This is a genomic window from Mycobacterium sp. UM_CSW (assembly GCF_000455205.1).
Lineage (GTDB): Bacteria > Actinomycetota > Actinomycetes > Mycobacteriales > Mycobacteriaceae > Mycobacterium.
This window is the reverse complement of record NZ_AUWQ01000039.1, coordinates 1-13,216: the sequence shown is the minus strand read 5'-3', so window position 1 is coordinate 13,216 and position 13,216 is coordinate 1. Positions and strand designations below refer to the sequence as shown.

Annotated in this window: 13 protein-coding genes; 5 read left to right on the top strand and 8 right to left on the bottom strand. The window is 68.3% G+C overall.

Features of this window, described 5'->3' with window-relative positions; genetic code table 11:
- Positions 1-380 precede the first annotated feature (380 nt).
- The 5 genes from N415_RS15605 to N415_RS15585 are packed head-to-tail and all read left to right on the top strand — an operon-like array spanning position 381 to position 4,501.
- Positions 381-1,349: a DUF4129 domain-containing protein gene (locus N415_RS15605; RefSeq protein ID WP_239645579.1), complete on the top strand. Its 969-nt coding sequence runs from the start codon at positions 381-383 to the stop codon at positions 1,347-1,349.
- The gene (locus tag N415_RS15600; protein ID WP_068183455.1) at positions 1,346-1,828 is read left to right on the top strand and encodes a hypothetical protein; all 483 of its coding nucleotides are present in this window, start codon (positions 1,346-1,348) and stop codon (positions 1,826-1,828) included. Before N415_RS15605 ends, N415_RS15600 begins: the two co-directional genes overlap by 4 nt.
- A complete protein-coding gene (locus N415_RS15595; RefSeq protein WP_068102835.1) occupies positions 1,825-2,793 on the top strand; it encodes a MoxR family ATPase in 969 nt (322 codons plus the stop codon). Before N415_RS15600 ends, N415_RS15595 begins: the two co-directional genes overlap by 4 nt.
- Positions 2,794-2,798: 5 nt before the next feature.
- Positions 2,799-4,058: a DUF58 domain-containing protein gene (locus N415_RS15590; RefSeq protein ID WP_068183451.1), complete on the top strand. Its 1,260-nt coding sequence runs from the start codon at positions 2,799-2,801 to the stop codon at positions 4,056-4,058.
- Positions 4,055-4,501 (top strand): hypothetical protein, encoded by a 447-nt coding sequence (locus N415_RS15585; protein WP_068183449.1) that lies wholly within the window; start codon positions 4,055-4,057, stop codon positions 4,499-4,501. The genes N415_RS15590 and N415_RS15585 overlap by 4 nt, the downstream gene beginning before the upstream one ends.
- Positions 4,502-4,513: 12 nt before the next feature.
- Here N415_RS15585 and nuoN read toward each other — a convergent pair whose 3' ends face one another.
- The 8 genes from nuoN to N415_RS15545 form a co-directional block, all read right to left on the bottom strand.
- A complete protein-coding gene (nuoN, locus tag N415_RS15580; protein ID WP_068183445.1) occupies positions 4,514-6,094 on the bottom strand; it encodes an NADH-quinone oxidoreductase subunit NuoN in 1,581 nt (526 codons plus the stop codon).
- Complete coding sequence (locus N415_RS15575; protein ID WP_161630318.1) at positions 6,091-7,662, bottom strand: NADH-quinone oxidoreductase subunit M; 1,572 nt, start codon at positions 7,660-7,662, stop codon at positions 6,091-6,093. The genes nuoN and N415_RS15575 overlap by 4 nt, the downstream gene beginning before the upstream one ends.
- Positions 7,659-9,545: an NADH-quinone oxidoreductase subunit L gene (gene nuoL, locus N415_RS15570; protein ID WP_068183438.1), complete on the bottom strand. Its 1,887-nt coding sequence runs from the start codon at positions 9,543-9,545 to the stop codon at positions 7,659-7,661. The genes N415_RS15575 and nuoL overlap by 4 nt, the downstream gene beginning before the upstream one ends.
- A 12-nt stretch (positions 9,546-9,557) precedes the next feature.
- On the bottom strand, positions 9,558-9,857 hold the full coding sequence (nuoK, locus tag N415_RS15565; protein ID WP_007168303.1) for an NADH-quinone oxidoreductase subunit NuoK: 300 nt from the start codon (positions 9,855-9,857) through the stop codon (positions 9,558-9,560).
- Complete coding sequence (locus N415_RS15560) at positions 9,854-10,654, bottom strand: NADH-quinone oxidoreductase subunit J (RefSeq protein ID WP_068183434.1); 801 nt, start codon at positions 10,652-10,654, stop codon at positions 9,854-9,856. Before N415_RS15560 ends, nuoK begins: the two co-directional genes overlap by 4 nt.
- Complete coding sequence (gene nuoI, locus N415_RS15555; protein WP_068183431.1) at positions 10,651-11,196, bottom strand: NADH-quinone oxidoreductase subunit NuoI; 546 nt, start codon at positions 11,194-11,196, stop codon at positions 10,651-10,653. The genes N415_RS15560 and nuoI overlap by 4 nt, the downstream gene beginning before the upstream one ends.
- Entirely contained in the window at positions 11,189-12,448 is a 1,260-nt protein-coding gene (gene nuoH, locus N415_RS15550; RefSeq protein WP_161630319.1) for an NADH-quinone oxidoreductase subunit NuoH, read from the bottom strand. The genes nuoI and nuoH overlap by 8 nt, the downstream gene beginning before the upstream one ends.
- Before the next feature lie 8 nt (positions 12,449-12,456).
- Positions 12,457-13,216: molybdopterin dinucleotide binding domain-containing protein (locus N415_RS15545; protein WP_152531418.1), on the bottom strand; the 760-nt coding region annotated here is incomplete at its 5' end.

The following is a 13,216-nucleotide window of genomic DNA, read 5'->3' as shown; positions in this document are numbered from 1 at the left end:
GTCGCCTTCGGTCTCAGTCGGTGGTTCAGCCGCTGTCGCGTTGTATACGGCGGTCAACGGCGGGTCCCTCCTTAATCGCTGCCACGGGTTCTCAGCCAATCAAAGATTGGGGGCTTGGTCGACGTGCGTCCAATAGTCGCACCGAGTACGCGGGTTGTACCGGCGGTAGCGAGAGTGTGATGTACGCCACAATCCGTTGAAGTTGCACACCGTGAGCGGCGGCGGTTCTGGCCTGTGGACAAAGCCGCAACCGAGGTCCGTCCCGGGGTCGGCGGCGCGCGTCGGCGCCGGCGTCGTTCCTGGCGGGATGGCCGCTTGACGTGCCAGTATGAACCAAGACAGAGCCGCAACCGCGTATGCAACCGGTCGGGTGGTGCCCCTTGCCCGTTATGAAGCCCGGTATTGACAAGCCGACGGGGCGCGTGGTTGCCCTGATCGCCCTGTTGATCTTTGCCGCCGCCGCGCTGCGCGGGTACTTCCCGGCCCAAGGCCATGCGGCTCATAGCGAGCCGGGCGGCGGCCGGGCGGCCCTGCTTTTCGTCATCGCTGCCCTGAGCGGGGCGCTCGCGCTGCTGGCGATCGCGGTGATCGCGCGGCTACGGGATCCGCGCGCGCCGGCACCCGCTCAGGCGGACCTGTCCGACCTGCTCGGCATCGGCAAGGGCCGGCCCAGCTGGCGCGTGTTGCTGATCGGATTGCTGCTGATCGTGGCCTGGCTGCTGATCGTGACCCTGCTGGTCCGCTACCTGGTGCCGCACCACGCCAATCCGTCGGCCCCCACCCAAGTCCCCGCCGCACGGACATCGAGCCCCCCCAGCGGCTCGGCGAACCAGCCGCGCCCGGGCAATGGTTCGGGGGACATGTTCGGTGTTCTGCTTGCCGGCACGATCCCGATGATGCTGGTGATAGTCGCCGGGACGCTGATCATGGCGCGGCGGCGGTGGCGGGCGCCCAGGCCGGTCCCCAGACCGGTCCTGGCGGCCGACGATCGCATCGAATCGCCGGCACCGGAGCCGCCGTCGGAGTCGCTGGCCCGCGCGGCCGAAGTCGGTTTGGCCGAGATCGGCGACCTCAGCCGCGAACCCCGTGAGGCGATCATCGCGTGCTACGCGGCGATGGAACGTGAGCTCGCCCGCGTGCCCGGCGCCGCGCCGCAGGACTTCGATACGCCGACCGAGGTACTGGTTCGGGCCGTCGAACACCATGCGCTGCACGCCGAGAACGCGGAGCGGCTGGTCAACCTGTTCGAAGAGGCGCGTTTTTCCCCGCACGTGATGAACGAGGGGCATCGCGACGTGGCGGTCGACGTGTTGCGGCTGGTGCTTGCCGAGTTGCGGAGCCCGGTATGAAAAGGCTTGTCGTCCTTGGTGTTTGCCTCGTCGTGGGGATCGAGCTGCTGGCGTTGACGCTGCACGGCCGCCGCTTCCTGTTGGCCGCCTCCGGTGTCGGACTGGCCCTGGTGTTGCTCAACGTTCGCCGTTACGTGGGGCGCGGCAACGAACCGGCGGCCGAGCCGGACTACGACGAGCTGGGGGATTCGTTGCGCCGCTGGCTGTCCACCACCGAGGCGACGATCCGGCGGTCGGACTCCACCCGGGCGGACTGGGACCGGCATCTGCGCCCCATGCTCGCCCGGCGCTACGAAATGACCACGGGGCACAAGCAATCCAAGGACGCAGGCGCCTATCACGCCAGCGGCCGAATGCTTTTCGGCCCGGAACTGTGGGAATGGGTCAATCCGAACAACGTCACGCGCACCGGCGACCGCGAACCCGGGCCCGGCCGCGGGGTGCTGGAGGAGATTCTGCGAAGGTTGGAGCAAATATGACGCTGCCGGTCGCGACCACCACCGCACGCTGCGAGGCTGTCCTCGACGAAATCGAACGGGTGGTGGTGGGGAAGCGCTCGGCGCTGACGCTCATCCTGACCGCGGTGCTCGCGCGCGGCCACGTCCTCATCGAGGACCTGCCCGGCCTCGGCAAGACGCTGATCGCGCGGTCCTTCGCCGCCGCGCTGGGGCTTCGATTCACCCGGGTGCAGTTCACCCCGGACCTGCTGCCCGCGGACCTGCTCGGCTCGACGATTTACGACATGCAGTCCGGCAACTTCGCGTTCCGGTCCGGACCCATCTTCACCAACCTTTTGCTCGCCGACGAGATCAACCGCACGCCGCCGAAGACCCAGGCGGCGCTGCTCGAAGCGATGGCCGAAGGCCAGGTGAGCATCGACGGCGAAACCCACAAGCTGCCAACGCCGTTCATCGTCCTGGCGACCGACAACCCGATCGAGTACGAGGGCACGTATCCCTTGCCCGAGGCGCAGCTGGACCGGTTCGCGATCCGGCTGGAACTGCGATACCTCTCCGAGCGCGACGAGACCTCGATGCTGCGCCGCCGCCTCGAACGCGGCTCGGCCGAGCCGACGGTCAACCAGGTGGTGGACGGGCACGACCTGCTGGCGATGCGCGAATCGGTCGAGCAAGTGACCGTGCACGAGGACGTCCTGCACTATGTGGTGTCGCTGGCCACCGCCACCCGGCACCACCCGCAGGTCGCCGTGGGCGCCAGCCCGCGCGCCGAACTCGACCTGGTTCAACTCGCCCGCGCGCGGGCGTTGTTGCTCGGCCGCGATTATGTGATCCCCGAGGACGTCAAGGCGCTCGCCGTCGCGGCCGTCGCGCATCGCATCACCCTGCGGCCGGAGATGTGGGTTCGCAAGATCCAGGGGGCCGACGTGGTCGGAGAATTGCTGCGACGCTTGCCGGTGCCCCGAACGAGCGGGGGACACGGTTGACCCCGATGGGCACCGAAGTCGAGTTCCGTTGGCGCGCATCGCCGTTGACCCTCTCGATCGCGACCTGCGCCGGGGTTGCGCTGGCGGCCGCGGTGATCGGCGCACGCTGGCAGCTGCTCGCGTTCGCCGCGCCACTGCTGGGTGTGCTGTGTTCGATCAGCTGGCAACCCGCGGTGCCGAAGATTCGCGTGCACGGCGCACCCGATTCGCAGCGATGCTTTGAAAACGAACAGGCGCGGGTGCGTGTGTGGCTGAGCGAAGAGGGCGACGCCGGGCCCTCGGCGGTGGAGCTGACCGTGCGGCCCGTCGCGGGCATGCAGCTCGAAGCGCTCGATGCCGATTCCCGGCACGCGAAAACCGTTGCGGCAACGGCACAGCGCTGGGGCCGCTACCCCGTGCGGGCGCGGGTCGAGGTGCTGGCGCGGGGCGGGTTGCTGACGGGAACGGGCACCGTCGACGCCGCCGACGTGATCGTGTTCCCGCTGACGCCCCCGCAGTCGACACCGATCCCGCAGATCGAGTTGCTCGACCGGCTGGGTGCCCACCTGACCCGCCACATCGGCCCCGGTGTGGAGTACGCCGACATCCGCCCCTACGTGCCCGGTGACCAGTTGCGGGCGGTGAACTGGCCGGTGAGCGCGCGCCGGCGTCAGCTGCACGTGACCCAGCGATTGACCGATCGCGCCGCCGACGTGGTGGTGCTGATCGACACGTATCGCCAACCCGCCGGCCCGGCAACCGAAGCCACCGAACGCGTCGTGCGCGGCGCCGCGCAGGTGGTGCAGACCGCGCTGCGGCACGGCGATCGCGCCGGGATCGTCGCCCTGGGTGGCAACCGCCCGCGCTGGCTGGGCGCCGACATCGGACAGCGCCAGTTCTACCGGGTGCTCGACACCGTCCTAGGCGCCGGCGACCGATTCGAAAACACCACCGGCACACTGGCGCCGCGCGCCGCGGTTCCCGTGGGCGCGATCGTCATCGCGTTCTCCACGCTGCTCGACACGGAATTCGCGCTGGCCCTGATCGACCTGCGCAAGCGGGGCCACGTCGTGATCGCCGTCGACATCCTTGACACCTCGCCCTTCGAAAGCCAGCAGGATCCGCTGATCGACCGGATGTGGGCGCTGCAGCGCTCGGCCATGTATCGCGACATGGCGACGGTCGGCGTCGACATCGTGGCGTGGCGAGGTGACAGCACGCTGGATCAGTCGATGGCCGTCCTGCCCGACCGCCGCCATCGCGTCCGGGGACGGCTGCGGGCATGAGCTCGATCGCGCGTCCCGCAACACTGGGCATCTCAACGGTTTTCGGCGCACTCATGGTGGGGCTGGCCGCGTTCGGCTCGCACGGGCCGGCGGTCGTCGCGGGCGTCGCGGCCGCCGTCGCGGTGGCTGTCTCCGTGGTTTTCCGCCCGGCGGCGACCGTCGCCGTGCTGTTGTCGGTGGCGACCATCCTGGCGTCGGACCCCTCGCTCGTCTTCGCCGCCTGGTCCGGGCTGTGCGCGGTCGCATATCTGGTGTGCCGGCACGCGGTCGGGACGGTCGGCGGCGTCATGTGGAGCTGGCCGACCGCCGTTGCGGCCGTAGGCTTTATGTTCGCGGGCCTGGTCGCGACGGCCTTCCCGCTGCAGCTGCCGTGGTTGCCGTTGGCCGCGCCGGTCGGGGTGCTGGCGATCTACGTGCTGGCGACCCGCCCGTTCGTGAGCTGACGCGGGGGATTTCTAGTGCAGCAGCTGGGCCGCCTGGTCGGCCAGCTCGAGCAGCTGTTGCGGGAAGATCCCCAAAAGCACTGTGACGGCGGCGCATACCGCGATCGCGATCTTGCTCAGGATGCCGGGCTCCACGACGTGCGGGGTGTCGTCGGTCGCTTCGGTGAAGAACATCGACACGATGACGCGCACGTAGAAGTACGCGGCCACACCGCTGGCGATGACGCCGATGATGACCAGCGGCACGGCGCCGCCCTGGGCGGCGGCCTTGAACACCGCGAGCTTGCTGACGAATCCGCTCGTCAACGGGATGCCGGCGAAGGCCAACAGGAACATCGAAAACATCACGCCCACAATGGGGGAGCGCTGCCCGAGCCCGGCCCAGTGTGAGATCTTCGCGTCTTCGACGCCGTCGGCGTTGCGGATCAGGCTCACGATGGCGAACGCGCCCACGGTGCTGAAGCTGTAGGCGACCAGATAGAACAGCGTGGCGGACAGGCCGGCGGTGTTGTCGGCGATCACGCCGGTGAGGATGAAGCCCACGTGCGCGACCGAGGAATAGGCCAGCATCCGCTTGACGTCGGTCTGGTTCACCGCCGTGACGGTGCCCACGGCCATGGTCAGGATCGCAATGGCCCACAGCACCGGGCGCCACTCGTGGTGCAGCGGGGGCAGCGCAACGTAGACGACGCGGAGCAGCGCGCCGAACGCCGCCACCTTGGTGGCCGCCGCCATGAATCCCGTGATCGGGGTGGGCGCGCCCTGGTAGACGTCGGGAATCCAGGAGTGGAACGGGACGGCGCCCACCTTGAACAGCAGGCCGACCGACAGCAGCGCGACGCCGATCAGCGCCATCGAGCTATCGCCATGGGCGGCAAGGGCATCTCGGATCCCGGGCAGCAGCAGCGTGCCCGTCGCGCCGTAGAGCAGCGCGACGCCGTAGAGGAAGAACGCCGAGGAGAACGCGCCCAGCAAGAAGTACTTCATCGACGCTTCCTGGGACAGCAGGCGGCGATGCCGGGCCAGCCCGCACATCAGGTACAGGGGCAGCGACAAGACTTCCAGCGCGACGAACATCGTCAGCAGGTCGTTGGACGCGGGGAACACCATCATGCCGCCGACCGACAGCATCACCAGCGGGAAAAGCTCGGTCTGCGCGGCCCCGGCCCGTTCGGCCTCGCGCTCCGCCTCACCCCCGGGAACCGCGGACGCCTGCGGTGTAAAGGAATCCAATCCGCCAGCGCCCACCCGCGCGGCGACCTTGCTCTCCGCCTTGGCTTGGGTCCGCTCGCCGATGAAGATGACCGCCAGCACCGCGACCAGCAGCACCGTGCCCTGCAGGTACAGCGTCGGCCGGTCGATGGCCACCGCGCCCAGCACGGCGGTGCGACCGGACGCGGGAATCGACTCGGCGACTTCCACGTCCGCGAAAAGCGCCGCGATCAGGCCGCCGAGGGCCAGCGTCATCTGCGCGGCGTAGCGAATCCGCCTGGGCAGGAAGGCCTCGACGAGGATGCCGACGACCGCGACGGAAAAGACGATGAGCATCGGGCACAGCAGGAAGTACTCGACGCTGGGGGTGGGCAGGGTCATCGGTGCGGTCCTTCGGCAGTCCGGGGCGGCACGCTCGGCGCTGGGTCATGTTGGCCGATGGTGGTCATGGTGTTCTCGACGGCGGGGTTGATGATGTCGAGCACCGGCTTGGGATAGACGCCCAGCACGAACAGCAGCGCGAGCAACGGTGCCACGACGACCAATTCGCGCGCCCGCAGGTCGGTGATCCGGTCGTTACCCTCGGCCACCGGTCCCGTCATCATCCGCTGGTAGAGCCACAGCATGTAGATGGCCGCGAGCACCAGGGCGGTTACCCCGAAGGCGCCGGCCAGCCAGTACCGGTTGAAAGTGCCCAGCAGGACGAGGAATTCGCTGACGAACGGCGCCAGCCCGGGCAGCGACAGGGTGGCCATGGCCGAGACGAGGAACGTGCCGGCCAGGATCGGTGCGACCTTCTGGACGCCGCCGTAGTCGGCGATCGCCCGGCTGCCGCGCCGCGTCACCAGGAATCCCGCGATCAGGAACACCGCGGCGGTGGAGATGCCATGGTTGAGCATGTAGAGCGTCGACCCGCTCTGCCCCTGGCTGGTCATGACGAAGATGCCGGCGATGATGAACCCGAAGTGCGAGATCGACGTGTAGGCGATCAGGCGAATCATGTCGGTCTGGCCGATCGCCACGATTGCGCCGTAGATCACGCCGATGATCGCCAGCGTCACGATCGCCGGACGGAAATACGTTGAGGCGTCGGGGAACAGCTGCAGGCAGTAGCGCAGCATGCCGAAGGTGCCGACCTTGTCCATCACGGCGGTAATCAGCACCGCCGTCGCCGGGGTGGCCTCGACGCAGGCATCGGGCAGCCAGCGGTGCAGCGGCCACAGCGGGGCCTTGATCGCGAACGCGAACATGAAGCCGAGGAACAGCGCCTTGAACACCGCCGGATCGGCGCCGTAGCGGCCCGATGCGACGCCGGCCACGATGTCACGGAAGTCGAAGGTGCCCGAGCCGTGCTGCGCGGTGACCACGTACAGCCCGATGACGGCCGCCAGCATGATCAGGCCGCCGAACAGGTTGTACAGCAAGAACTTCACCGCCGCGCGCGACCGGCCGGAACCCTGCCCGAAGCCGCCGATCAGGAAGTACATCGGCACGAGCATGGCCTCGAAGAAGACGTAGAACAGCAGCACGTCCAGCGCGACCACCGAGATCAGCACCATCGCCTCGATGGCCAGCGTGAGCGCGACGTAGGCGTGCACGCTACGGGTATTCGCCTGCGTGCCCTTGTTGCCGTCGTTCCACCCGGCCACCTGCAGCAGCGGGATCAGCACCGCGGTCAGCAGCACCAGCACCACCGCGATGCCGTCCACGCCGAGCGAGTAGCCGGCGCCGAACGCCGGTATCCACCTGTGGCTTTCGACGAACTGATAGGTGGGGCCGCCGCTCTTGAAGCCGACGGTGATGACGATCGCCACCGCCAGCGTCAGCACCCCGACGATCAGGCCGGTCCACTTGGCGAGCTGCCGCAGCCCCGGCGGCAGCAGGATGATCAGCAGGGAGCCCGCCAGCGGCAGCAGCCACAGGACGCTCAGCCACGGCACGTTACTCACCACACCCTCACCGCCAGGATCAGTGCGGCCACCAGCACGGCGCCCGCGAGCATCGACAATGCGTAGTTGCGGGCAAATCCGGTTTGGAAGCGCCGCAGGCCGTTTGACGTCCGGCTGACGAGCGCGGCCAGGGCGTTGACCGAGCCGTCGACGCCGGCGTTGTCGACCTCGACCAGTGCCTCGGTCAGCTGCGCGCCGGGGCGCATGAACACCTCCTCGTTGAGCGCGTCGCCGTAGAGGTCGGCGCGCGCGGCGGTCGTGAGCGCCGAGACCCGCACGGGAGCGACCCGCGGGATGGGCGCGGTGGCGTACATCCGGTAGGCCACCGCGATTCCGACGGCGACGACACCCAACGCGATGACGGTGGTGACCCACGCCGGCAGGGCGTGCGCGGCCTCTTCGTGCACCCCGACGACGGGCTCGAGCCAGTGCTGCATGGTGCCCCGCCAGGCCAGCAGGCCGCCGGAGAACACCGAACCGACGGCGAGCAGGATCATCGGCCACGCCATCACGGCGGGCGCCTCGTGCGGGTGGGCGCCGGGGGCCCAACGCTTTTCACCGAAGAAGGTCATCAGCATGACCCGGGTCATGTAGAACGCGGTGACGCCGGCGCCCAGCAGCGCGGCACCGCCCAGCACGTAACCGCGGGTGCCGCCGGCGGCCAGCGCCGCCTCGATGATGGCGTCCTTGGAGAAGAAGCCCGCGAACGGCGGCACGCCGATGATCGCCAGATATCCGAGCCCGAACGTGGCGAACGTGACCGGCAGGGCCTTGCGCAGGCCGCCGTAGCGGCGCATGTTCTGCTCCTCGTGCATCGCGTGGATGATCGACCCGGACCCGAGGAACAGGCCGGCCTTGAAGAAGCCGTGGGTGAGCAGGTGCATGATCGCGAAGGCGTAGCCGGCCGGGCCGAGGCCGGCGGCCAGCACCATGTAGCCGATCTGGCTCATCGTGGACGCCGCCAGGGCGCGCTTGATGTCGTCCTTGGCGCAGCCGATGAACGCCCCGAACAGCAGGGTGACGGCGCCGACGATGACGACGCCCAATTGCGCTCCGGGCGAGAGGTTGTAGAGCGGATTGGACCGCACGATCAGGTACACGCCGGCGGTCACCATGGTGGCCGCGTGGATCAGGGCGGACACCGGTGTCGGGCCTTCCATCGCGTCGCCGAGCCACGCCTGCAGCGGAACCTGCGCGGACTTTGCGCAGGCGCCCAGCAGCAACAGCAACCCCATCGCGGTTAGCGCGCCGCTCGAGGCCGAAGGCGCGCCCGCGAACACCCCGGCGTACGACAGCGTGCCGAAGGTGCTGAACATCAAGAACATTCCCACCGCCAGCCCGGCGTCACCGACCCGGTTCATGACGAACGCCTTCTTGGCCGCGGTGGCGGCCGACGGCTTGTGGTACCAGAAACCGATGAGCAGGTAGGAGGCCAGGCCGACGCCCTCCCAGCCGACGTAGAGCACCACGTAGTTGTCGGCGACCACCAGCAGCAGCATCGAGGCCAGGAACAGGTTGAGGTAGCCGAAAAACCTTCGGCGATCGGGGTCTTCAGCCATGTAGCCGACCGAGTAGATGTGGATCAGCGATCCGACCCCGGTGATCAGCAGCACGAAGCACATCGACAGCTGGTCGATCTGCAGCCCGAGGTCGACCTGGAGTTGCCCGACGGGGATCCAGGTGAACAGCTTCTGGTGGATGGCGCGGTCGGCCTCGCCGCGGCCGAGCATGTGGGCGAGCAGCGTCGCGCCCACCCCGAACGCCGCGAGCGCGGTGGCACAACCCAGCAGGTGGCCCCACGCGTCGGTGAGCCTGCCCCCGAACAACAAGATCGCGGCACCCGCCAACGGCAGCGCCACCAGCAGCCAGGTGTAGTCAGTCATCTCGGCGTTCTTTTAGCCTTTGAGTAGGTTCGCGTCGTCGACGGAAGCGGATTTGCGGGCACGGAAAATCGTCATGATGATGGCCAGGCCGACGACGACCTCGCACGCGGCCACCACCATCGTGAAGAACGCGATCATCTGTCCGTCGAGGTGGCCGTGCATTCGCGCGAACGTGACGAACGCCAGGTTGACGGCGTTGAGCATCAGCTCCACGCACATGAACATCACGATGGCGTTGCGGCGCAACAGCACCCCCGACGCCCCGATGGTGAACAGCAGCGCCGAAAGGTAAAGGTAGTTGGCCGGATTCACGACGCACCGCCCTTGACGGCTTCGGTGGAGCGCGTCGCTGCGACGTCTCCGCCGTCCGCGCCGCGGATCCGCAGGATGGGGGACACCGACAACTCCGAGTACGAGCCGTCGGGCAGCAGCGCGGCGACGTCGACGGAGTTATGGCGCGCGTAGACGCCCGGGTTGGGCAGCGGGGTGGGGCGCCCGCCGGCCCGGAAGCGTTCTTCGGAAAGCTCGCGCTGGGTCTTGCGCCGCTCGAAACGTTCCCGGTGCGCCAGCACCATCGCGCCGACCGCCGCGGTGATCAACAGGGCGCTGGTCAGCTCGAAGGCCCACAGGTAACGCGAAAAGATCAGCGCGGCCAGGCCTTCCACGTTGCCGCCCGAATTGGCGGTGGTGAGCCCGAGAAACCCTCCGGTCGCCACGTTGCCGATGCCGGCCAGCAACAGGATCCCGAACCCGAGGCCGGTGACCACCGCGGCCACGCGCTGGCCCCGCAGCGTCTCCTTCAGCGATTCCGCGGAGTCGACGCCGATCAGCATCAGGACGAACAGGAACAGCATCATCACCGCACCGGTGTAGACGACCACCTGAACTACACCCAAGAACAGCGCGTCCTGGATCATGTAGAACACCGCCAAGATGATCATGGTCATCGCCAGGAACATCGCCGAGTACACGGCGTTGACGGCGAGCACCACCCCGACCGCGCCGATCAGCGCCACGGCGCCCAGCACCCAGAACGTGACCGCCTCGCCGGTGGAGGTGCGAACGATGGTCTCCGAGGCGAGCGGGGTTGAGGCGAGCACAGCGATCATCGGTTGTCTCCCGCATTCTCGCGCGCCCGCAATCCCTCAGCGGTCACGTTGCCCTGGTAGTAGTCCTTGTCGGTGGCGCCGGGCGCCCTCGGGTGCGGCGGCGCGGTCATGTCGGGGAGCAGGGGGGCGAGCAGCCGGTCCTTCTCGTAGATCAGGTCGGCGCGGTTGTCGTCGGCCATCTCGTAGTCGTTGGTCATGGTCAGCGCCCTGGTCGGGCAGGCCTCGATGCACAGGCCGCAGCCGATGCAGCGCAGATAGTTGATCTGGTACACGCGGCCGTAGCGTTCGCCCGGCGAATACCGCAGCTCCTCGGTGTTGTCGGCGCCCTCGACGTAGATCGCGTCGGCGGGACACGCCCAGGCGCACAGCTCGCAGCCGATGCACTTCTCCAGCCCGTCGGGATACCGGTTGAGTTGGTGGCGCCCGTGATAGCGCGGCGCGACCGGACCCGGCTTTTCCGGATACTCCTCGGTGACCCTCTTCTTGAACATCGACGCGAACGTCACGCCGAAACCTGCTACGGCGTCGAAGAATCTAGGCACGTGCTTTCTCCTTGCTCGCGCCGACCTTTTGTGCCGGCAGCGGCGGTGTCGGGAACGCCGGCTCGGTTGTTTCCGGGCCGGGACCTTCCCCGCCCTCGCGGCGCAGCTCGCGTTCCAGCGCGCGAATCGTCGGCGTGCTGAACGGTTTTCGCAACAGCAGCACCAGCACCGCGGCGAAGACCAGGCTGCTGACCACCAGGATCGGCGTCCAATGCGCGTACCCCTGGTTGCGCGCGGTGCGGATCACCGCTGCGATCAGCACCCACACCAGCGAGGCGGGGATCAGCAGCTTCCAGCCCAGCGCCATGAACTGGTCGTAGCGCAGCCGGGGCAGTGAGGCTCGCAGCCACATATAGATGAACAGGAAGGTCCACATCTTGGCGGTGAACCAGAGCACCGGCCACCACCCGGTGTTGGCGCCCGCCCACATGTTCAGCGGCCAGGGCGCATGCCAGCCACCGAAGAACAGGGCCGTGGCCAGCGACGAAACCGTCATCATGTTGACGTACTCGGCCAGCATGAACATCGCGAACTTCAGCGACGAGTACTCGGTGTGGAATCCGGCGACCAGCTCGCCCTCGGCCTCGGGCAGATCGAATGGCGCCCTGTTGGTTTCGCCGACCATCGAGATGAGGTAGATCACGAAGGACGGCAGCAGCAGGAAGACGTACCAGACGCGGTCCTGTGCGCCGACGATCTGCGACGTCGACATGGAGCCCGCATAAAGGAACACCGCGGCGAACGACAACCCCATCGCCACCTCGTAGGAGATGACCTGCGCGGTGGAGCGCACCCCGCCGAGCAACGGGTAGGTGGACCCCGACGCCCAGCCGCCCAGCACGATGCCGTACACCCCGATTGCCGACAGGCCGAGGATGAACAGAACCGCCACCGGAAGATCGGTCAGCTGCAACGGCGTGCGGTGGCCGAACACCGACACCACCGGACCGAACGGGACGAACGCGAACGCGGTGAACGCCGGAATCGTCGAGATGACCGGCGCCGTAAAGTACACGAACTTGTCGACGCCGCCCGGAGTGATGCTCTCCTTCAATGCCAACTTGATCCCGTCGGCCAGGCTCTGCAGCGCGCCCCATGGACCCGCCCGGTTCGGTCCGGGCCGCAGCTGCATCCAGCCCAGGATCTTGCGTTCTAGCAGGATCGCGAGCAGCACGTTCAGCATCAGGAAGACGAAGATGGCCAGCGCCTTGCCGAGCACCAACCACCACGGATCGTGTCCGAAGGCGGACAAGGGGACCGTCATATGCCCACTCCGATCTCGACAATGCTGCCCAGGGTTACGCCCAACTTCCGGTGCACCGCCGAACCCGGCGAGTTCAGCGGAAGCCACACCACCCGGTCGGGCATGTCGGTGATGGCCAGCGGCAACATGATCGAGCCACGCGGGGTCCTGACCGTGACGTTGTCACCGTCGGCCGCGCCGACCTCGGCGGCGGTTTCGGCCGACAGCCGCACGACGGGCTTGCGGGCGGTACCCGCCAAATGCGGTTCGCCGTCCTGCATTCGGCCCTCGTCGAGCAGCAACCGCCATCCCGCCAGCACGGCCTGCCCTTGCCCGGGTGTGGCCGGTTCCGACGCCGCGACCTGCGGGTCGGCGACGTGTCCGCCGTCCCAGGTGCCCAGGGCGGCGAGTTCCTCGCGGGCCGCCTCGACGGTGGTCGTTCCCAGGTAGACACCCATCTCGTCGGCCAGCGTGTCCAGCACCCGGTGGTCCGACTGGCCGGCCTCGCCGGTGGTGCCGCGCAGCGCCGGCGCGAACGCGCGGTAGCGCCCTTCCCAGTTGACGAAGGCACCGGACTTCTGGGTCGTCGGCGCGACCGGGAACACCACGTCGGCGCGTTCGGTGACGGGGCTGTGCCGCAACTCCAGGCTGACGATGAATCCGGCTGCGTCCAGCGCGGCGAGCACCGCCTCCGGATCGGGGAAGTCGTTGGGCTCGATGCCGCCGACCACCAGCGCCGCCAGGGACCCGTCGGCGGCGGCGGCCAGGATGCCGTCG

Excerpts from the sequence above, each read along its gene's own strand:
- N415_RS15600 (WP_068183455.1), top strand. The coding sequence starts at position 1,346 with ATGAAAAGGCTTGTCGTCCTTGGTGTTTGCCTCGTCGTGGGGATCGAG.
- N415_RS15595 (WP_068102835.1), top strand. The coding sequence starts at position 1,825 with ATGACGCTGCCGGTCGCGACCACCACCGCACGCTGCGAGGCTGTCCTC.
- N415_RS15590 (WP_068183451.1), top strand. The coding sequence starts at position 2,799 with ATGGGCACCGAAGTCGAGTTCCGTTGGCGCGCATCGCCGTTGACCCTC.
- N415_RS15585 (WP_068183449.1), top strand. The coding sequence starts at position 4,055 with ATGAGCTCGATCGCGCGTCCCGCAACACTGGGCATCTCAACGGTTTTC.
- nuoN (WP_068183445.1), bottom strand. The coding sequence starts at position 6,094 with ATGACCCTGCCCACCCCCAGCGTCGAGTACTTCCTGCTGTGCCCGATG.
- nuoL (WP_068183438.1), bottom strand. The coding sequence starts at position 9,545 with ATGACTGACTACACCTGGCTGCTGGTGGCGCTGCCGTTGGCGGGTGCC.
- N415_RS15560 (WP_068183434.1), bottom strand. The coding sequence starts at position 10,654 with ATGATCGCTGTGCTCGCCTCAACCCCGCTCGCCTCGGAGACCATCGTT.